Origin of the sequence: Serratia marcescens (assembly GCF_029846115.1) — a bacterium.
In the GTDB taxonomy this organism is placed as follows: domain Bacteria; phylum Pseudomonadota; class Gammaproteobacteria; order Enterobacterales; family Enterobacteriaceae; genus Serratia; species Serratia marcescens_L.
This window is the reverse complement of record NZ_JARVZZ010000001.1, coordinates 4,953,111-4,973,652: the sequence shown is the minus strand read 5'-3', so window position 1 is coordinate 4,973,652 and position 20,542 is coordinate 4,953,111. Positions and strand designations below refer to the sequence as shown.

15 protein-coding genes are annotated in these 20,542 nt (G+C 61.4%); 9 read left to right on the top strand and 6 right to left on the bottom strand.

Features of this window, described 5'->3' with window-relative positions; all coding sequences use genetic code 11:
- Window positions 1-54 precede the first annotated feature (54 nt).
- A complete protein-coding gene (tcdA, locus tag QDT79_RS23755) occupies window positions 55-861 on the top strand; it encodes a tRNA cyclic N6-threonylcarbamoyladenosine(37) synthase TcdA (protein ID WP_063990750.1) in 807 nt (268 codons plus the stop codon).
- Here the strand turns inward: tcdA and csdE are convergent.
- Window positions 852-1,286, bottom strand: a complete 435-nt coding sequence (gene csdE, locus QDT79_RS23750) for a cysteine desulfurase sulfur acceptor subunit CsdE (protein ID WP_063990751.1) — start codon at window positions 1,284-1,286, stop codon at window positions 852-854. The two genes, tcdA and csdE, sit on opposite strands and share 10 nt — an antisense overlap.
- A gap of 19 nt (window positions 1,287-1,305) precedes the next feature.
- Complete coding sequence (gene csdA / locus QDT79_RS23745) at window positions 1,306-2,511, bottom strand: cysteine desulfurase CsdA (RefSeq protein ID WP_107227901.1); 1,206 nt, start codon at window positions 2,509-2,511, stop codon at window positions 1,306-1,308.
- Window positions 2,512-2,707: 196 nt separating this feature from the next.
- Here csdA and QDT79_RS23740 point away from each other — a divergent pair, with 196 nt between their 5' ends.
- The 4 genes from QDT79_RS23740 to rlmM all read left to right on the top strand — a co-directional run bounded on the left by QDT79_RS23740 (window position 2,708) and on the right by rlmM (window position 5,778).
- Window positions 2,708-2,932 carry a YgdI/YgdR family lipoprotein gene (locus tag QDT79_RS23740; RefSeq protein WP_025304050.1) on the top strand — a complete coding sequence of 75 codons (225 nt, stop codon included), beginning with the start codon at window positions 2,708-2,710 and terminating at the stop codon, window positions 2,930-2,932.
- A gap of 385 nt (window positions 2,933-3,317) precedes the next feature.
- The gene (locus QDT79_RS23735; protein ID WP_025304049.1) at window positions 3,318-4,235 is read left to right on the top strand and encodes a transcriptional regulator GcvA; all 918 of its coding nucleotides are present in this window, start codon (window positions 3,318-3,320) and stop codon (window positions 4,233-4,235) included.
- A gap of 51 nt (window positions 4,236-4,286) precedes the next feature.
- The gene (locus QDT79_RS23730) at window positions 4,287-4,682 is read left to right on the top strand and encodes a DUF423 domain-containing protein (RefSeq protein WP_004931896.1); all 396 of its coding nucleotides are present in this window, start codon (window positions 4,287-4,289) and stop codon (window positions 4,680-4,682) included.
- Window positions 4,675-5,778, top strand: coding sequence for a 23S rRNA (cytidine(2498)-2'-O)-methyltransferase RlmM (rlmM, locus tag QDT79_RS23725; protein ID WP_063990753.1), 1,104 nt, complete (start codon window positions 4,675-4,677; stop codon window positions 5,776-5,778). Before QDT79_RS23730 ends, rlmM begins: the two co-directional genes overlap by 8 nt.
- Before the next feature lie 39 nt (window positions 5,779-5,817).
- On the opposite strand, the gene xni is transcribed toward rlmM, so the two are convergent.
- From xni to queF, 3 genes are all read right to left on the bottom strand, one after another.
- Window positions 5,818-6,576 (bottom strand): flap endonuclease Xni, encoded by a 759-nt coding sequence (gene xni, locus QDT79_RS23720; protein ID WP_308317145.1) that lies wholly within the window; start codon window positions 6,574-6,576, stop codon window positions 5,818-5,820.
- Between the two features lie 54 nt (window positions 6,577-6,630).
- Window positions 6,631-7,995, bottom strand: a complete 1,365-nt coding sequence (ppnN, locus tag QDT79_RS23715) for a nucleotide 5'-monophosphate nucleosidase PpnN (RefSeq protein ID WP_107227899.1) — start codon at window positions 7,993-7,995, stop codon at window positions 6,631-6,633.
- Window positions 7,996-8,187: 192 nt separating this feature from the next.
- Window positions 8,188-9,033: an NADPH-dependent 7-cyano-7-deazaguanine reductase QueF gene (gene queF / locus QDT79_RS23710; RefSeq protein WP_063990756.1), complete on the bottom strand. Its 846-nt coding sequence runs from the start codon at window positions 9,031-9,033 to the stop codon at window positions 8,188-8,190.
- Between the two features lie 63 nt (window positions 9,034-9,096).
- Here queF and syd point away from each other — a divergent pair, with 63 nt between their 5' ends.
- Window positions 9,097-9,645, top strand: coding sequence for a SecY-interacting protein (gene syd / locus QDT79_RS23705; protein WP_107227898.1), 549 nt, complete (start codon window positions 9,097-9,099; stop codon window positions 9,643-9,645).
- Between the two features lie 609 nt (window positions 9,646-10,254).
- Here syd and QDT79_RS23700 read toward each other — a convergent pair.
- A complete protein-coding gene (locus QDT79_RS23700) occupies window positions 10,255-11,493 on the bottom strand; it encodes an MFS transporter (protein WP_197817111.1) in 1,239 nt (412 codons plus the stop codon).
- A 178-nt stretch (window positions 11,494-11,671) separates the two neighbouring features.
- Here QDT79_RS23700 and QDT79_RS23695 point away from each other — a divergent pair, with 178 nt between their 5' ends.
- The 3 genes from QDT79_RS23695 (at window position 11,672) to pbpC (ending at window position 20,517) form a co-directional block, all read left to right on the top strand.
- Complete coding sequence (locus QDT79_RS23695) at window positions 11,672-11,998, top strand: YqcC family protein (RefSeq protein ID WP_033638567.1); 327 nt, start codon at window positions 11,672-11,674, stop codon at window positions 11,996-11,998.
- A gap of 145 nt (window positions 11,999-12,143) precedes the next feature.
- Window positions 12,144-18,119: an alpha-2-macroglobulin family protein gene (locus tag QDT79_RS23690; protein ID WP_308317144.1), complete on the top strand. Its 5,976-nt coding sequence runs from the start codon at window positions 12,144-12,146 to the stop codon at window positions 18,117-18,119.
- Between the two features lie 49 nt (window positions 18,120-18,168).
- Entirely contained in the window at window positions 18,169-20,517 is a 2,349-nt protein-coding gene (gene pbpC / locus QDT79_RS23685) for a penicillin-binding protein 1C (protein ID WP_308317143.1), read from the top strand.
- Window positions 20,518-20,542: the final 25 nt, after the last annotated feature.

The window sequence follows — 20,542 nt, the reverse complement described above, 5'->3', positions numbered from 1 at the left end:
AGGGCCGGATTTTCCGGCCCTTATCATTTGCATTACGAAGGTAATTAAAGCGTTATGAGCACAGCTTATTCGGAAGCCTATCTGCAGCGTTTCGGCGGCACGGCGCGGTTGTACGGCCAGCAGGCGCTGGCGGTGTTCGCGCAGGCGCACGTCTGCGTGATCGGCATCGGCGGCGTGGGTTCCTGGGCGGCTGAGGCACTGGCACGCACCGGCATCGGCGCCATCACCCTGATCGACATGGATGATGTCTGCGTCACCAATACCAACCGCCAGATCCACGCGTTGCGTCAGCATGTCGGGCAATCGAAAACCGAGGTAATGGCGGAGCGTATCCTGGCGATCAACCCGGAATGCCGGGTGACCTGCATCGACGATTTCCTCACCCCGGACAACGTCGCCGAGCTGCTGGACCAGAACTTCAGCTACGTCATCGACGCGATCGACAGCGTGCGGCCGAAGGCGGCGTTGTTGTCATACTGCCGCCGCTTCAAGATCCCGGTGGTGACCACCGGCGGCGCCGGCGGGCAGATTGACCCGACCAAGATTGAAGTGGCCGATCTGGCGAAAACCATCCAGGATCCGCTGGCCGCCAAGCTGCGCGAGCGGCTGAAGCACGATTTCAACGTGGTGAAAAACGGCAAGGGCAAGCTGGGTATCGACTGCGTCTTCTCCAGCGAGCCGCTGGTTTACCCGCAGCCGGACGGTTCGGTGTGCGCTTCACGCAGCACGGCGGAAGGGCCGAAAAGAATGGATTGCAGCGCGGGGTTCGGCGCGGCGACCATGGTCACCGCGACCTTCGGCTTCGTCGCCGTGTCGCACGCGCTGAAAAAGATGGTGGCGAAGGCGGCGCGTCAGGCGTAACGGGCGGCGATCGCCTTTACGGCGGCGGCCAACGCCGCCAGGCCGCTGGCGCGGGTGGCGCTCAGCTGCGCGCGCAATGCCAGGCGGTCGAACAGCGCCAGCGGATCCAATGCGGCGATCTGCTGCGGCGTTTTCCCTTCCACTTCGGTCAGCAGCACTGCCAACAGGCCGCGTACGATGCGGCCTTCGCTGTCGCCATAGAAGTGCAGCGTGCCGTCTTCCAGCAATTGGTGCCCCAACCAGACGCGGTTTTCACACCCGCTCAACGCCATTTCTTCACTGCGCAAAGCCTCCGGCAGCGGCGGCAGCCGTTTCGCGAGCATGATCAGCTGGCGGTAGCGGTCTTCCCACTGTTTCAGCGCGCTGAAGGTGGCGATCAACGCTTCGGCGGTGATCTCTCGGCCGAAAGGATGGGGGGCGAGCATAGTGTCTCCGGGAATCAAGTCAATCGGCCAGCAGATCGAGGGCGTGAGTCAACGCGCTGACCAGCGTATCGACGTCCTGTTGCGTATTGTAGGGGGCGAACGACGCGCGCAGCGTACCGCTGACGCCTAACGCCGCCATCAGCGGCTGCGCGCAGTGCTGGCCGGCGCGTAGCGCAATGCCTTGCTCCGCCAGCAGCGTGACGATGTCGCTGTGGTGTACGCCGGCGATATCGAACGCCAGCAGGCTGGAGCCGGAGCTGCGGAAGCTGCGAAAGCCCGGCAGCTGCGCCAACCGCTGCTCCGCCTGGTCCGCCAGCTCGCGGCTGTAGCGCTCTGCCGCCGCCATGTCCTGCTCGCTGAGCCAGGTGAGCGCCGCGGCCAAGCCCAGCACGCCGGCGATGTTCGGCGTGCCGGCTTCGAAGCAGTGCGGCGGTTTTTGCGGGGTAAAACCGTCGAACGACGCCTGGGTCAGCATCTTGCCGCCGCCTTGCCAGGGTGCCATCTGCGCCAGCAGCTCGGCTTTGCCGTACAGCGCGCCGATGCCGGTCGGGCCATACAGCTTGTGGCCGGAGAAGGCGTAGAAGTCGATGTCGAGCTGCTGGACGTCGGCCGGGCCGTGAACCACGCCCTGTGCGCCGTCGATCATCACGCGTGCGCCGGCGGCATGGGCCATCGCGATCGCTGGCGCCAGATCCGGGCAGCCGCCGGTGACGTTGGACATTTGCCCCAGCGCCAACAGGCGGGTTTTGTCGTTGAGCAGGGCGGGCAGCTGTGTCAAATCCGGCAACCGATTGGCGCCGATCGGCAGTTTCACCACCCGCGCGCCGGTTTGCTCCGCCACCATCAGCCAGGGGATCAGGTTGGCGTGGTGTTCCGCTTCGCTCACCAGAATTTCATCGCCCGGCTGCAGACGCGGACGCAGGTAGCTCTGCGCCACCAGGTTGATCGCCTCGGTGGTGCCGCGCGTCCAGACGATGTCGTCGGCCGACGGCGCATTGATTAACTGCGCCACCTGGCCGCGCGCCCGTTCGAAACGGGCGGTCAGATCCTGCGCCGCCCGATGCTGGCTGCGGTGCACAGTGGCGGCGTCATCGCGATAAAATTGTTGCGTGGCGTCGATCACCGCCTGCGGTTTCAGCGCGGTGGCGGCGCTGTCCAGATAGATACCGTCCTGCGCGAGCGCGGGAAACTGTTGGCGAAAAAGGCTGGGGTTAAAAGGCGTCATACCCTGATTGTCACTGGCTTGAGTCGATGGGTGATCCTGTCCTATTTTGCCGCCGGAGACAAGCGATCCCGCCTATTAGGACTTATCGCCTGGCAAAATTGGGAAAGTTTGTTATGCTATTAAATGTGCGCTTATTAATCGCATCTATACACATAAAAGGTATTTATCAGCATTTAAAACTAAAAAGGAGTCCTCAATGAAGAAAACAGCCGCAGTTCTCTCTGCCCTGATGCTTACGTTCACCCTGGCCGCCTGTTCCAGCAACTACGTGATGCATACCAATGACGGACGCACCATTGTCGCTGACGGCAAGCCTAAAGTGGACAACGATACCGGCATGATCAGCTATAAAGACGCCAATGGCGTCGAGCAGCAGATCAACCGCGCCGATGTGAAAGAGATGGTTGAAAGCAACCAGTAACCGTCAGGCAAAAAAAAGCACCGCAAGTTTTGCGGTGCTGCATAAAATCACTATGGACAGACAGGGTAAATGTACAGGAAGTGAAAAAACAGTAGCCTAGCTACCATGTCCGGAATCGCCGGACAATTTGCAAACACAACATCACAACCACAAGCCAAAAGTTCATCGGCGTCCTCGACACCCACTCCCTTTTCGTTCCGGCCCGGGAAGTGCCGCCACTATAGGTATTTGCTGGCGCATCCTCAACGGACAAATTATAATGGCTCGGATTAAAAAAACTAATGGCAATACGCCGTTAGCGCTTACCGATGGCTTGCCACACAAAGCCGCCCGATTTTCGGCGCCGAATCATTCGGATTAATGTTACACAAAAGTAGCTAATTTAATGTCTAAACGCTTACCTCCTCTCAATGCGCTGCGCGTGTTCGATGCGGCCGCTCGCCACCTGAGTTTCACCAAGGCGGCGGAAGAGCTGTTCGTGACCCAGGCCGCGGTGAGCCACCAGATCAAGTCGCTGGAGGACTTCCTCGGGCTGAAGCTGTTTCGCCGGCGCAATCGCTCGCTGCTGCTGACCGAAGAAGGCCAAAGTTATTACCTCGATATCAAGGAGATCTTCTCTTCGATCAACGAAGCGACACGCAAGCTGCAGGCGCGCAGCGCCAAGGGGGCATTGACCGTCAGCCTGCCGCCGAGCTTCGCCATTCAGTGGCTGGTGCCGCGCCTGTCCGGCTTTAACTCAGCTTATCCGGGGATCGACGTGCGCATCCAGGCGGTGGACCGCGAAGAGGACAAGCTGGCGGACGACGTCGACGTGGCGATTTTCTACGGCCGCGGCAACTGGCCGGGGCTGCGCGCCGAGCGCCTGTATGCGGAATATCTGCTGCCGGTGTGTTCGCCGAGCCTGCTGACCGGCGATCATCCGCTGAAAACCGCCGAGGATCTGGCTTATCATACGCTGCTGCATGACGTTTCACGCCGCGACTGGCTGGCCTATACGCGCCAATTGGGGTTGCAGCACATCAACGTGCAACAGGGGCCGATTTTCAGCCACAGCGCCATGGTGGTGCAGGCAGCGGTGCACGGCCAGGGCGTGGCGCTGGTGAACAACGTGATGGCGCAAACCGAGATTGAAGCCGGTCGCCTGGTGTGCCCGTTCAACGATGTGCTGGTCAGTAAAAACGCTTTTTATCTGGTATGTCATGACAGCCAGGCAGAACTGGGTAAAATAGCCGCCTTCCGGCAGTGGATCCTGGCGCGTGCCGCCAGCGAACAAGAGAAGTTCCGCTTCCGCTACGAACAATAAGGCCGGCCGCCGCCTTGCCGCGGCCGGTGATTTTTAATGGGATAGATCACGATGAGCAGCCGTTCCATGCTGGTTTTCGCCGCTATCAGCGGCTTTGTGTTTGTCGCGTTGGGCGCATTCGGCGCGCATGTGTTAAGCGGTACGCTCGGCGCCAACGAAATGGCCTGGATCCGCACCGGGCTTGAGTATCAGGGGTTCCACACCCTGGCCATTCTGGCGCTGGCGGTCGCAATGCAGCGCCGCGTGAGCCTGTGGTTTTACTGGAGCGGAGCGCTGTTGGCGTTCGGCACCGTGTTGTTCAGCGGCAGCCTCTATTGCCTGGCGCTGTCGCACCTGAAGGTCTGGGTATATATCACGCCGGTTGGCGGCGTGTGCTTCCTGATCGGCTGGATATTGATGTTGATTGGCGCTTTGCGTCTGAGGAAAAAGGCCGAGCGCCATGAATAAGATTGCGTTGTACTGCCGTCCCGGCTTCGAAAAAGAGTGTGCGGCGGAGATCACCGACAAAGCCGCCCAGCGGGAGATTTTCGGCTTTGCGCGGGTAAAAGAGCACAGCGGTTACGTGCTGTTCGAATGCTATCAGCCGGATGATGCTGACCGCCTGGCGCGGGAAATTCCGTTCCGTGAACTGATTTTTGCTCGCCAGATGATCGTGGTGGGCGAGCTGCTGCGCGATCTGCCGCCGGAAGATCGGGTATCGCCGATCGTCGGCATGTTGATCGGCGTGGTTGATCGCGGCGGCGAGCTGCGGGTGGAAGTGCCGGACACCAACGAAAGCAAAGAGCTGATGAAGTTCTGCCGCAAGCTGACGGTGCCGCTGCGCGCCGCGATGCGCGAGCAAAAGGTATTGATGGCGCGGGAGAACCCGACTCGCCCGGTGGTGCACGTGTTCTTCATCGCGCCGGGTTGCTGCTATGTCGGTTACTCCTACAGCAACAACAACTCGCCGTTCTACATGGGCATTCCGCGTCTGCGCTTCCCGGCCGATGCGCCGAGCCGTTCGACGCTGAAGCTGGAAGAAGCGTTTCACGTGTTCATCCCCGCCGATGAGTGGGACGAACGCCTGGCCAGCGGCATGCACGCGGTCGATCTGGGCGCTTGCCCGGGCGGCTGGACCTATCAGCTGGTGAAACGCAGCATGATGGTGCATTCGGTGGATAACGGCCCGATGGCGCCGAGCCTGATGGAAACCGGCCAGGTGACGCACCACCGCGCCGACGGCTTCAAGTTCGAGCCGAACAGCAGCAAGATCTACTGGCTGGTGTGCGACATGGTGGAGAAACCGGCGAAGGTGACCAGCCTGATGATTCAGTGGCTGCTGAAAGGCTGGTGCCGCGAAGCGATCTTTAACCTCAAGCTGCCGATGAAAAAGCGCTATGAGGAAGTGTCGCAAAACCTGATGAGTATCCGCGAAGCGCTGGGCGCTGCCGGCATCAGCGTCGAAGTGCATGCCAAGCAGCTGTATCACGACCGCGAAGAGATCACCGTACACGTGCGCCGCATGTGGTCGGCGGTGCCGGGCCGGCGCGACGAGCGCGATTAATCGCGTTAAGCTTGATGAAGGGCGCTGCTTGCAGCGCCCTTATTGTATCGGCAGGCGCAACTGCTGCAGGTTGCCGTCCAGCGACAGATCGGTGCGCAGCGTGGCGACGTGTTTGCTGACGTAGGCCAGCTCGCGGTGCTGCTCCAGCTTGCCGCGCCATTTCTCCGGCACCTTTTCCAGGTGCTGATAGAGCCCGTCCAGACTGCCCGACTGCTGCAACAGCAGCACGGCGGTTTTCGGCCCGATACCGGCCACGCCGGGGATCTTGCTGCTGCCGATCCCCGCCAGCCCCCAATAGTCCGGCAGTTGCTGCGGCTGTACGCCGAACTCCTGCTGCACGAAAGGCATATCCAGCCAGCGTTTCTGGAAGTAATCGCGGATCTGTACGTTCGGCGCCAATAGCTGGCAGTAGCCTTTGTCGGTGGAGACGATGGTCACCTGGTGGCCGCCGCCGGCGACCTTGGCCGCCAGCGTAGCCGCCAGATCGTCCGCTTCGTTGCCGGGAGAATGCCAGCTGGCGACGCCCAATTCGGCGAAGGCCTCGCGCAGCTGCGGCATCTCCTGCTGCAGGTTTTCCGGCATCGGCGAACGCCCGGCCTTGTAGTCCGGCAGAATTTGGTGGCGCCAGCTGTCGCTGCGATCGTCCTCGTCGAAGACCGCCACCGCGTGGGTCGGGCGGCTGTGTTGGATCAGCTGCTGCAGCGCGTGGTGGCAGGCATTGACGCAAGGGGAGCCCTGCACGGCGTGAATGCGGCGGATGAGGTTCAGGGCGTCGACAATCAGTAGGTGTATCATCATGGGCGGCAAGGTCAGAAAAAACAGGGCGGCTGTTACGCCGCCCGGGATTGAGGGTCAGGCTACGATTTCGTAGCAGGGCACATAGGCGCTGCCCGGTAGCTTCATGCGGTGCTGGGCGACAAAGCCCTGCAGCAGGCTGTCCATCTGCTTCATCATCTGCGGTTCGCCGTGCAGCTTGTACGGGCCGAACTGCTCGATGGCGTGGATGCCGTTTTCCTTCACGTTGCCGGCCACAATGCCGGAGAACGCGCGGCGCAGCGCGGCGGCCAATTGCTCCGGCGGCTGGTTCGGATACAGGTTGAGGTTCGCCATGTTCTCGTGGCTCGGCTCGAACGGCAGCTGCAGATCCGGCGCGATGCGGATCGACCAGTTGAAGCTGTAGGCGTCGCCGGTATTGCGGCGGTTTTCCTTCACCAGAGGCATGGCTTTTTTCATCTGCCGCGCCACTTCCGCCGGATCGTCGATGATGATGGTGTAATGGCGGCGCGCTTCGTCGCCCAGCGTGTTCATGATGAACTCGTCTAGCACGCGGAAGTAGTCGGCGCTTTCTTTCGGCCCGGTCAGAATCAGAGGCAGCACCTGTTCGCTGTTCTCCGGGTTCATCAGGATACCCAGCAGGTACAGCAGCTCTTCGGCGGTGCCGACGCCGCCCGGGAAGATGATGATGCCGTGCGCGATGCGCACGAAGGCTTCCAGGCGTTTTTCGATGTCCGGCATGATCACCAGCTCGTTGACCAGCGGGTTAGGCGGCTCGGCGGCGATGATCGACGGCTCGGTCATGCCGATGAAGCGGCTGTTACGGTAACGCTGCTGCGCGTGACCGACCGCTGCGCCTTTCATCGGCGCTTCCATGGCGCCCGGCCCGCAGCCGGTGCAGATGTTCAGCTCGCGCAGGCCCAGCTGGCTGCCGACCTTGCGCGCGTACAGGTATTCGTTTTCGTTGATCGAGTGGCCGCCCCAGCACACCACCATATTGGGATCTTCATCCAGATGCAGCGTGCGTGCATTGCGCAGGATCGAGAATACCAGGTTGGTGATGTGGGCCGAGTTTTCCAGGTTAAGGTGCTGGAAACGGCCGGCGCTGGCGATTTGGCCGTGCACGAACAGGATGTCGCGCAGCACGGCGAACAGGTTGGCCTGCAGCGAGCGGATGAGGCGGCCGTCGACGAACGCCTCTTCCGGCGGGTTGACCAGCTCCAGCTTCACCCCGCGCTCGCGGCGCAGCACGTTGATGTCGAAGGTTTCATAGCGCGACAGCAGCTGCTTGCTGTTGTCGGTCTGGCTGCCGGAGTTCAACACGGCCAGCGAACAGTTGCGGAACAGGCGGTACAGGTCGCTGCTGGCGGTGCGCTTCAGCATGTCTACTTCCAGCTGCGACAATAAATCCATAGAGCCAAGCGGGCTGATGTGTGTAATCAAGGTAACTCCTTTGCACCCGGTGCGGGGCAGTAGTAATCCATACGCAGCAAAACAGCATCTCGTTATGGTTGGCGTGCTGCGGCACAGCGGGCGCTCTGCCCGGCCGCAGCCTCGTTTTAACCTTACCGCCGTCCCTGTGCTTTTACCAACACAAACCGCTCGTTAGCTCAGTTGTTGAGCAATGTTTCGCACTTATTGGCGCGCCAGGCGGCCGTGCTCGGGGGCGAATTCGACGTTGCTGCGCCACGGGTTGATGTCCAGCCCGCCACGGCGGGTGTAGCGGGCGTAAACCGTCAGGCTTTGCGGCCGGCAATAGCGCATCAGATCGTTGAAGATGCGCTCGACGCACTGCTCGTGGAATTCGTTGTGGTGGCGGAAGGAGACCAGGTAGCGCAGCAGCGCTTCGCGATCGATCTTGCCGCCGCGGTAGCTTATCTGCACCGAGCCCCAGTCAGGTTGATGGGTGATCAGGCAGTTGGACTTCAGCAGATGGCTGACCAAGCGCTCTTCCACCACCTCTTCATCGGCGGCGTTCAGCAGGTAGTCGGCGTTGAACTCATAATTGTCGATGCGGATATCCTGCTGATCGATGCAGTCGCCGGCCAGGCGGGCGATCGGCGTGCCTTCCAACTGCTCGACGCTGAACAGGGTGACGCTCACCTCGCCCTGCGCGCAGGCGGACAGATCGCGCTCCAGCGTGCTGCGCACCGTTTCCCAATCGGCGAACGGGGTTTGGTTGAAGCTGTTGAGATACAGCTTGAAGCTTTTCGATTCGATCAGGTTCAGGCTGTCGGCGTTGAGGCTGATTTCACCGACAGCCACCTGCGGCAGTCCGTTGGCGTTCAGCCAGGAGAGCTCGTACAGCGTCCAGATGTCCGCGCCGTGGAAGGGCAGGTTATCGGGGTACAGCCCCAGCGGCTCGCGGTTCATGCTGCGCGGCACAGCCTGCAGCAGCGTGGCGTCGTAGCGGTCGCGGTAGGCGGTGGGTTTGCCCAGCGTCAGCCCCGACAGGGCCTGGTGGTCTTGATATGAGGACATCTGCTGTCACCTCGGTCAGAGATAGGTACAATGGCCGTCAGTTTAACGTATGCGAGAAAGAATATGGACCATGATGTATCGCACGCTCTGCGTGAATTCACTCAACGCTATGTCGAGTTGTGGCAGCATGAGCGCGGCCACGCGCCGGCCAGCCAAGCGCTGTACGGCGTGCCGTCGCCCTGCATCGTGGAGAACCGCGAGGACGAAGTGCTGTGGTTGCCGCAGCCTTTCGAACCGGCGGCGACGCTGGAGAAGGTAGAGGCCGCGCTGGAGCTGCGTTTGCAGCCGGACGCGCACCGTTTCTACACGCAGCAATATGCCGGCGACATGAGCGCGCAGTTCGGCGAGCATCGCCTGAGCCTGCTGCAGGTCTGGAGCGAAGAGGATTTTATCCGCCTGCAGGAAAACCTGATCGGTCATCTGGTGACGCAAAAACGCCTCAAGCTGTCGCCGACCCTCTTCCTGGCGACCACTGAATCTGAAATGACGATGGTGTCGTTGTGCAACGTCAGCGGTAACGTGGTGCTGGAACAGTTCGGCAGCGATAAGCGCACCCTTCTGGCGGCGACGCTGGGGAATTTCCTCGATGCGCTGCGCCCGGCGCTGGACTGAATCGCGACGGATTCGCCGTCGCCCGTGTGAGAGATCTCTCACACGGGCTGTGAGATATCGCTCTTAATTTTTCCCACCTTTCCCCAGGCTATGAGATTATTGTTATCCAGATCAATTGGTTAGAATTTCTTTAGGATAACTCTTAGTCTTAATTTAGTGTGAGACACCTCCCAAACCCTTGTGATTCCGGGGAATTTAAGCGATCTTATCGTTACCGGAACGGAACCGGCGGAGCAGGAAAGCATCAGGATGATGCAGCTTCAGGAAGAAGAAAGGGATGCGCTCAGGCAAGAGCGAAGGATGGCGTCAGGAGATGCCCAGGATGTTTCAGGATAGAAACCAGGGACACCTCCAGGACGGAGATTGAGAGCCGGCACGGGACTGTCGGCGGGTCAGGAAGGCTGAGGAACCGCGTCAGGACGATGCTGCAGGATGATGCAAGGATCACTTGGTCAGGATGGCCGCAGGAAAAGTTTTCAAGGATTGAGCAGGGAGCACACTGTGTAGCGGGATAGCTATAAAACGAACCGGGGGCACTGTTAACGCAGTGCCCCCAACTTTTTGTTTTATCCCGCCGCGCGGGCGCCCTGCCTTAATCCCTCTTCAGCATTAACCAATCGCGCCCAGCGTATCGCCTGCGCTCTGTTTTTTCGGCAGCAGGAACAGCGTGGCGTAGATATCCAGCAGGTAAATTGCCGCCAGCAGGCTGATGGCCGCGGTAAACGACACCTGCGTCACCAGCGCACCGATCACCAATGGCCCCAGGCCGCCGACGCCGCGCCCGAGATTGAACAGGATGTTCTGCGCGGTGGCGCGCGCCTGCACCGGATAGGTATCGGAAATCAATGCGCCGTAGCCGCCGATCATGCCGTTGACGAACATGCCCATTACGGCGCCGGCGAACAGCATCAGCATCGGATCGCTCAACTGGGCGTAGCCGATCACCATCACCACGGCGCCGATCTGATAAAGCACGAAGATCTTCCAGCGGGCGAAGCGATCGGCCAGCACGCCAAACAGCCAGATGCCGAACGTCATGCCGACCACCGTCACCGCCGTCCACAGGCCGGACTTGGTGAGCGAGAAGCCGAAGTTTTTCGCCAGGTAAGTCGGCATCCAGATCATCAGGCCGTAGTAGCCGAAGTTCTGCACCGAACAGAGAATGAAGATGCCGACGCTGGCTCTGCTGGTGGCGCGATCCTTAAACAGCAGGCGCAAACGCTGCAGGAAGGAGAGCGGTTGCCCAGCCTCTTTCTGTCGCACGAACGCCTCCGGCTCGCCCAGGGTGCGGCGGATCAGGAATGACGCCAGCGCCGGCAGCAGGCCGACCAAAAACATGCCGCGCCAGCCGATGTGTTCCAGCAGCAGCGGCGTCAGGAAGGCGGCCGCCAGTACGCCCAACTGCCAGCCCATGCCGACGTAAGCCGAAGCGCGGTTGCGCTTCTCTGCCGGCCAGGCTTCGGCGATCAGCGCCATGCCGATGCCGAATTCGCCGCCCAGCCCGATGCCCGCCAGGGTGCGATAGGCCAGCAGATCCCAATACCCTTGCGCCACGGCGCACAGGCCGGTGAACAGTGAAAACATCAGGATGGTGATCGTGAGTACCCGGATACGGCCGAAGCGATCGCTGAGGTGGCCGAAGATCACACCGCCCAGCACCGCGCCGATCAGCGTCCAGGTGACCAGTGAACCGGCGGCCGATGAGGTTAATCCCAATTCGATGCTGATGGCCGGCAGCATAAAGCCGAGGATCAGCAGGTCAAACCCGTCCATGGCATAACCGGTGACCGAAGCCAGCATGGCCTTACCGGGCGTCGCGTGGTTTTTTTTCTCTGTTATTACGGACATGAATCTTTATCTGTGTGGTGAACTCGGTGGGCCTATTGTGCCGCGCGGCGGCGAACGCCACCAGATAAAAACGGCGAGCTGTCTCAGGTGCGCCGAATTTGGGCTATAAAAATGCTATGCTTTGCCGCCTTTCAGCCAGCGCGCTGAATACCATGATGAAAAGAGATCGGGAATGCAGATGAGTATACATAACCAGGTGCGCCGCAGTTTGCAGGCGATTGAACAATCCATGCGCGATCTGGCGCTGTGGCAGGCCGCGCCGCCTGATCATGAGGCTTTCTCCAGCACCGAGCCGTTCTGCATCGACAGCATGTCGGCCGAAGCCTGGCTGCAGTGGGTGTTCTTGCCGCGCATGTATGCGTTGCTGGACGCCGAAGCGCCGTTGCCAACGCGCTTCGCCATCACGCCTTATTTCGAAGAGGCGCTGAAAGATCGTGAGCCGAGCAGCCTGCCGCTGCTGGTGCTGCTGCAACAGCTGGATTTGATGTTGAATAAAGAGCCGTAATTCCCCGGCGGCGCGCAGATTTTTGCCGCCCGGCAGTGTAGAGTACTCGCGCGGATGCCGGGCAGGAGAGCCGACGGCGTCTTTCGGCTCGGTTGAACCGCGGCGGTTGACCGGGGCTGCATTAGGATGATGAGGTGCTGCAATAATGGATTTATTAAGGTTTATCCTGCGTTTGCCTTTTACCCTGGTTAAGGGCGTTTGTCGCCTGCTCGGTGGGGCGTTGTCGCTGTTGGGGCGGTTGCTGAGACCGCTGGTCGGCAACCTCAGCTGGCGTGCGCCGGCCTGGTGGGCTGCGCTGCCGCGCGGTTTTTTGCGGCTCGAAAGCGGCGTGGATAAACACCCGAAAGCGATTGGTCTGGGCCTGCTGCTGTTGGCTGGTGCCGCAGGCGGCGCGTTTTACGGCTGGCACTGGTGGCAAAACCGGCCTCAGCCTATCGAGCCTGCGCCGATGGTAGTCCAAGAGGTCAGCGCCGCGCTGGCCAACCCCGAGCCGATAGATTACGCCGCCGCCCGGCTGGCGCCGCAAACGGTGAGCCTGACCTTCAGCGGGTCGGTCGCGCCGATCGCCGAAGTGGGTAAAACCGTGAGCGCCGGCATCATTCTGAAGCCGACGGCGGAAGGCCAATGGGCGTGGAGCAATGAGTCGACGCTGGTGTTCACGCCGAAAAAACCGCTGCCGATGGGCGCGAAATATGACGTGACCCTCGAGCCCGCCACGTTGCTGGCGCCGCAGGTCAAGCTCGCCAAAACCCGTTATGCCTTCACCGTGCCCGCGTTTGATTACCGTCTGGGGCAGGCCGAGTATTACCGCGATCCGCAAGATGTGCAGAAACGTAGCGCGATTTTCAATTTGCAGTTCAATGCACCGGTTGACGTCGCCAGCATTGAAAAACAGATTTCGTTGGGATTGAAAGAAGGCAACACTTCCTCCGAGAAAAAGCTGAACTTCTCTCTGGTCTATGACGAGAAAAAACTGAACGCTTGGGTGCATTCCGAGCCGCTGCAGGCGCTGGATCAGGGCGGCGCAGTGCATCTGACCGTCGGTAAGGGCGTTAAATCGACGGCGGCCGGCAATGCGGTCGAAGAGGCGAAAAACAACTGGGTCAAAGTCCCGACGCTGTACAGCCTGGCGTTGAGCGACGCCAGCGCTCAGGTGGTGGACACCGACGGCGGCCAAGGGCAGCGTGCGCTGGTGGTCGGCTTCAGCGATGCGGTGAAAGATAAAGAGCTGGCGCGGGCCACCAAAGCCTGGCTGCTGCCGCAGCACGATCCGAGCGATGCCGAAGCCGCCAACGATGCCGAAGATTTCTATCAATGGACGGTCGACAGCGTCGGTAAAAACGTGCTGGCGCAGGCGACGGCATTGCCATTGACGCTTAACGAGGCTGAAGAGGCCTACCAGCCGCAGTTCAGCTTCCGCTTTGAAGCCCCGGCGCATCGCTTCGTGCTGATCGAGATAGACAACCAGCTGGTTTCCGTCGGCGGTTACAAAATGCCGAAGAAGGTTTATCGGGTGGTCGAAGTGCCGGAGTTCCCGAAATCGCTGCAGTTCATGTCCGCAGGCTCGCTGCTGTCGGTCAACGGTGACAAACAGATCAGCGTGGCGGCGCGCAACGTGGCGGGCCTGCGGCTGGACATCAAGCGGGTGATCCCGAGCCAGCTGCAGCACATCGTCTCCTTCAAAAGCCGGGAGTACTCGTCCACGGAATTCAACCGGCTCAACGACGAATATTTCACCGAGCATTTCAAATACCAGACGGCGCTCAACAACGAGCGGCCGGGCGAAGTGAACTATCAGGGCATCGATCTCTCCCGTTATCTCTCCACCAACGCCAGTTCCCATCGCGGAGTGTTCCTGCTGACGCTGTCTGAATGGCAGCCGAACCGAAAACCGGCGGCGGAAGAGGCGGGCGCCGAGCCAGAACAGGAACCGGACGAGAGCACCGGGGATGATCAGCCCGACGTCGGCGATTCGCGCTTTGTGGTGGTGACCGATCTGGGCATTGTCGCCAAGAGCTCGCAGGATAAGACGCGCGACGTCTTCGTGCAGTCGATTCAAAGCGGCGCGCCGGTCAGCGGCGCCAACGTGTCGGTAGTGGCCAAAAACGGCGTGACGCTGCTCAGCCAAACCACCGGGGCCGACGGCCACGTGCGTTTCCCGGCGCTCGACGTGTACACCCACGAGCGCCAGCCGGTGATGTTCCTGGTGGAAAAGGAAGGGGATGTCTCCTTCCTGCCGACCGGCAGCTATAACGATCGCGGGCTGGACTTCTCGCGCTTCGACGTCGCCGGTGAACAAACGCCGACCGATCCGCGTACGCTCGGCAGCTACCTGTTCTCCGATCGCGGCGTTTATCGACCGGGGGATACTTTCAATATTGGCCTGATCACCCGCGCCGCCGACTGGCGCGTTGGTCTGGCCGGCGTGCCGGTGCGCGCCGAAGTCCGCGATCCGCGCGACAAGCTGATGACCACCGTGCCGCTGACGCTGGGCGCCAGCGGTTTCAACGAGCTGAGCTATACCACCGATGAAAACTCGCCCACCGGCGAGTGGAACGTCTATCTGTATCTGATCGGCAAAAACAACGATACCTCCACGCTGCTCGGCCATACCGCGGTCAATGTGAAGGAGTTCGAGCCGGATCAGCTGAAAGTGAAGCTGGCGCTGACGCCGAATCGCCAGCAAGGCTGGGTCAAACCGTCCGAGCTGAAGGCCAGCATCGATGTGCAGAACCTGTTCGGTACTCCGGCGCAGGATCGCCGCGTGACCACCAGGCTGACGCTGCGGCCGATGTATCCGAGCTTCGATCGCTTCCCGGATTATGCGTTCTATGAAAACCGGCAAAACAGCGACGGGTTCGAAACCGAGCTGGAAGATCGCACCACCGATGAGCACGGCGTGGCTGAGATACCGCTCGATCTGAAATCCTACGCCGACGCTACTTATCAGCTGCAGCTGCTGTCGGAGGCGTTCGTCGCCGGCGGCGGGCGCTCGGTGGCGGCTACCGCCCGTACGTTGGTTTCCCCTTACGATTACCTGATTGGGGTGCAGGCGGACGGCGATCTGGGCTACATCAACCGCGACGCGGAGCGGCATCTGAACGTGATCGCCATCGATCCGGACCTGAAACAGATCGCCATGCCGAACCTGAAGCAGGTGTTGATCGAACAGAAATACATTTCGGTGCTGACCAAACAGGATTCGGGCGTTTACAAATACCAGTCGAAGATGAAGGAAGTGCAGCTGTCGGAACAGCCGCTGGCGCTGAGCGAGCAGGGCGCGGATCTGCGGCTGGCGACCGATAAGCCGGGCGATTTCGTGCTGGTGATTGAAGATGCGCAGGGCAAGACGCTCAACCGCGTTGCCTACAGCGTGGCAGGCAACGCCAACCTGAGCCGTTCGCTGGATCGCAACGCCGAACTGAAGCTGAAACTGAACCAGGCGGAATATCAGCCGGGCGAGGAGATCGAGGTGGCGATCAACGCGCCTTATACCGGTAGCGGTTTGATCACCATCGAGAAGGACAAGGTTTACGCCTGGCAGTGGTTCCACACCGACACCACCAGCTCGGTGCAGAAGATCCGCGTACCGGCCGGCATGGAGGGCAACGGCTACATCAACGTTCAGTTCGTGCGCGATATCAACTCCAGCGAAATCTTCATGAGCCCGCTGAGCTATGGCGTGATGCCGTTCAAGATCAGCACCAAGGCGCGCCAAAACAGCCTTGAGGTGACGGCGCCGGAGGTCATCAAGCCGGGTGAAAACCTGACGATGACGGTCAAGACCGACGCGCCGCAGCAGGTGGCGCTGTTTGCCGTCGATGAGGGCATTCTGCAGGTGGCGCGTTACCGCCTGAAGGATCCGCTGGAGTTCTTCTTCAGCAAGCGCGAACTGAACGTGAGCAGCGCCCAGATCCTCGACCTGATCCTGCCGGAGTTCAGCAAGCTGATGGCGCTGACCGCGGCGCCGGGCGGCGACGCGGGCGAAGGGCTGGATCTCAACCTCAACCCGTTCAAGCGCAAGCGCGACAAGCCGGTGGCCTATTGGTCCGGCATTATCGAGGTCAGCGGCGAGAAGCAGTTCGTCTACCCCGTACCGGACTACTTTAACGGCAAGATCCGCGTGATGGCGATTTCGGTGACGCCGGAGAAAATCGGCAAGGCGCAAACCGCCGCCACGGTGCGCGACAACTTCATCATGACGCCGAATGTGCCGGCAATGGTGGCGCCGGGCGACGAGTTCGACGTCAGCGTGGGCGTCAGCAACAACCTCGAAGGGCTGAACGGCCAGTCGGTGGCCATCAACGTTCTGTTGACGCCGCCACCGCAGTTGGAGGTGGTGGGCAGCGCGACGCAAAGCCTGACGCTGGCGGAAAAACGCGAAGGCGTGATCGCTTTCCGTCTGCGCGCCAAATCCGTGCTGGGCGATGCGCCACTGGTGTTCGACGCCCGTTACGGCGACCAGGCCAGCCGCCGCACCGTCAGCACCTCGGTGCGGCCGGCGGCGCCATACCGTACCCAGTCGGTGATGGGGCGGATGGGCGGCAGCAGCCAGAACGTCGATGGCCTGCGCCAGATGTTCGATGCTTTCGCGCAGCGCAGGGCGGCTGTGTCGAATTCGCCGCTGGTGCTGACCAGCGGGCTGGCGCAATACCTGGCGGATTATCCGTATTACTGTTCCGAGCAGATCGTCAGCCGCTCCATTCCGCTGATGCTGCAGAGCCGCCACCCAGAGATGAAAAGCAGCCTAAGCCAGGCGGAAGTCAGCAAGCAGCTGCGCAACCTGCTTGGCGTGCTGCGCGCCCGCCAGAACGACAGCGGAGCGATCGGCGCCTGGCGTTCGTCGCCGGATGCCGATCCTTTCGTCACGCCTTATGTAGTGCAGTATTTGCTCGAAGCCAAAGCGGCGGGCTACGCCCTGCCAGAAGGCATGCTGGACGAGGCCAACGGCGCATTGCGCGAACTGGCGGCCAGCGGATTCGACGATCTGTATCTGCTGCGCCTGCGCAGCTGGGCGGTTTACCTGCTGACGCTGCAGGGCGAGGTGACCACCAACTCGCTGGCGGCGGTGCAGGATACGCTGCAAAAACGCTATGGCGAAGGGTGGAAAACCGATCTGAGCGCGCTGTATCTGGCCTCTTCCTATCGCCTGTTGAAGATGGACGACGAAGCCGCCGCGTTGCTGCAACCGAGCTGGCAGCAACTGAGCAAGGCGTATGACAGCGCCTGGTGGACGCAGAATTATTTCGATCCGCTGGTGCAGGATGCGACTCGGCTGTATCTGATTACCCGTCACTTCCCGGAGAAGGTGGCGTCGATCCCGCCGCAGGTGCTGGAGAATATGGTCAAGGCGCTGAAAGAAGAGCGTTACACTACCTACTCTTCCGCGATGAGCATTCTGGCGCTGGAAAGCTATTCGACCCAGGTGGCGGCGCAATCCGCCAACGCGGACGCCTTGGGCATCGTGCAGGTAGGCAAAACCGGCGGTGAGCCGCAGCGCATCAGTGAGCTGCAGGGGTTGTTCGTGCAGGGGCAGTTCAACGCCGATGCAACCGCGGTGCGCTTCACCAACGGCGGCAATGCGCCGGCCTGGTATGTGGTGACGCAGGCCGGTTACGATCTGAATGCGCCGCAAAAAGCGCTGTCGCGCGGGATTGAGATCGTCCGCGATTACACCGACGAGCAGGGCAAACCGGTGACGCAGGTGACGCTGGGGCAGAAGATCAACGTCCATCTGAAGGTGCGCGCCAACTCGAAAGAGGGGCAGAGCAACCTGGCGATCGTCGATCTGCTGCCGGGCGGGTTCGAAGTGGTGCAGCAGACGCCGCCGGAGCCGGCCGATGCCGGCGAGGAGAGTGACGATCGCGGCGGTTGGCAGTCGCCGCTGGCCGCTACCGGCTCCACCTGGGCGCCGGATTACAGCGATATCCGTGAAGATCGGGTAATTATCTACGGCAGCGCCGGCACCGAGGTGCAGGAGTTCGTCTATCAGATCAAGGCCACCAATACCGGCAGCTTTATTATTCCACCGGCCTATGGCGAAGCCATGTATGACCGAGAAGTGCAGGCCATGTCGGCCGGTGGCGGCAAGCTGGTGGTGGTGCCGGCGGGCAACGACTAGGCCGGATCCGGCGCCAGGCCAGCGTCTGGCACCGGGGTGATGAGAACGTATGAAGATCCTGACTGGGCGCGTGCTGCAAAACGGCTTGATGGCGGCGTTTTTACTGGCGCTGCTGTTGACCGCGATTCGGCTGTGGCCGCATCCGCCCCTGTGGCAGGGGCTGCCGCAGTCTTCCGTCTATTACGACAGGCATGGCGCGCTGCTGCGCATCACCCTGGCCAACGACGATCGCTACCGGCTGTGGACCCCGCTGGAGCAGGTGTCACCGCTGGCGGTACGCGGGCTGCTGCTGCACGAAGACCGCTGGTTCTACTACAACCCCGGCTTTAACCCCGTCAGCCTGATGCGCGGCTTCTGGCGCAGCTATGTCGCCGGCGGCAAAATGCAGGGCGGGTCGACCATCAGCATGCAGCTGGCGCGCATGCGCTGGCATCTCAATACCCGTACGCCGGGCGGCAAGGTGCTGCAGGTGCTGCACGCGGTGCAACTGGAGCTCAGTTACTCCAAGCGCGATATCCTGGAAGCCTATCTGAATTACGCCCCCTATGGCCGCAACATCGAAAGCATCGGCGCCGCCAGCCTGATCTATTTCGCCAAGTCGCCGAAGGATTTGACCTTGCCGGAGGCGCTGACGCTGGCGGTGCTGCCGCAGTCGCCCAGCTACCGTCTGGAGCCGAAAACCGGCGTGCTAGGCGCTGCGTTGACGCAGGCGCGTAACCGTCTGTTCCAGCGCTGGCGGCAGGTTTACCCCACCGACGCCAGCCAGCAAACGCTGTTCCGCCTGCCGCTGGCGCTGCGGCAGCCTGAGCAAGTACCCTATATCGCGCCGCACTTTATCGAACAGCTACGCCAGCAGACGCAGCAACTGGTGCAGCGCGATACGCGCGTCGACACCACGCTGGACGCCGGGTTGCAGCGGCTGATCGAACGGCAGGTCAACGCGTTTATCGCCCGCAACCGCAGCCGCGGCATTCAAAACGCCGCGGTGCTGTTGGTAGACAGCCGCGATATGGGGGTGCGCGCGCTGGTGGGATCGGCGGACTATTACAACCGTCCAATCCAGGGGCAGGTGAACGGCACCAACGCCAAGCGTTCGCCGGGATCGACACTGAAGCCATTCATCTACGCGCTGGGTATGGAGCAGGGCGTGCTGCATCCGATGACCATCCTGAAAGACGTGCCTTCGTCGTTCGGCGCCTATGCGCCGGAAAACTTCGACCGGCGCTTTCTCGGCCCGGTGACCGCCACCGATGCGCTGAATTTCAGCCGCAACATTCCGGCGGTGTATGTCGCCTCGCAGCTACGCCAGCCGACCTTTTATCAGTTTTTGCGTCTGACCGGCGTGGCCAATATGGCCAGCGAGAGCCACTACGGGCTGTCGCTGGTGCTGGGCGGTGGTGAGGTGACGGCGCAGGAATTGGCGAAGCTGTACGCGCTGCTGGCGAACCGCGGCGAGCTGCGGCCGCTTCGCATGCAGCTGAACGAGGTCGAATCGACGCCGGTGCGGCTGCTGAGCGAGGAGGCCAGTTTCATCACGCTGGATATGCTGCGCCAGCACCGGCGGCCGGGCGATACGCTGGCACAGCGTTCTTCATCGCTGCCGGTGTACTGGAAGACTGGCACCTCCTGGGGCTTTCGCGACGCCTGGAGCGTCGGGATTTTCGGCCCTTACGTGCTGGTGGTGTGGGAGGGCAATTTCGACGGGCGCGGCAACAATGCGTTGGTCGGCGCCGAGGCCGCCGCACCGCTGTTCTTCAACATCATCGACAGCGTCAACGCCAGTTACCCCGGCCTGCGGGAACCGAAGCACCCGTTCCCCCAACGGCTGCGGCGGGTGGACATTTGCCTCGCCAGCGGCGATCTGCCAACGCCGTGGTGCCAACAGAAGGGCAAGACCTGGTTTATTCCCGGCAAGTCGCCGATCAAGGTCGACAGCGTCTATCGGCCGGTGGTGCTGGATATTCACAGCGGCGAGGTCGTTTGCCCACCGTATGACGCGGCGCAGACCCGCACCGAAATCTTTGAGTTCTGGCCTTCCGATCTGGCCAACGTCTTCGCTCAGGCCGGGTTGCCTAAGCGCACGCCGCCGGTCAACCGCTGCAAGGACAACGGCATCGCCGTCGGCGGCAACGCGCCGCGCATCACTTCGCCGCTGAAAAATACCACCTATACCTTGCGCCAGTCGCAGCAGGGACGGGACAAAATCGCCTTCAATGCGGTGACGGACGCCGACAGCAAAACGGTGTACTGGTTCGTCGACGATATCTATCTCGGCAGCAGCGCCAGCAAAAAGCCGATCGACTGGCGGCCGATAAACAACGGGCGCTACCGCATTCGGGCGGTGGACGATCGCGGCCGCGCCGATACGCGGCTGGTAACCATCGAATGGGTGAACTAGCGCTGAGCCGCACGCCTGTTATACT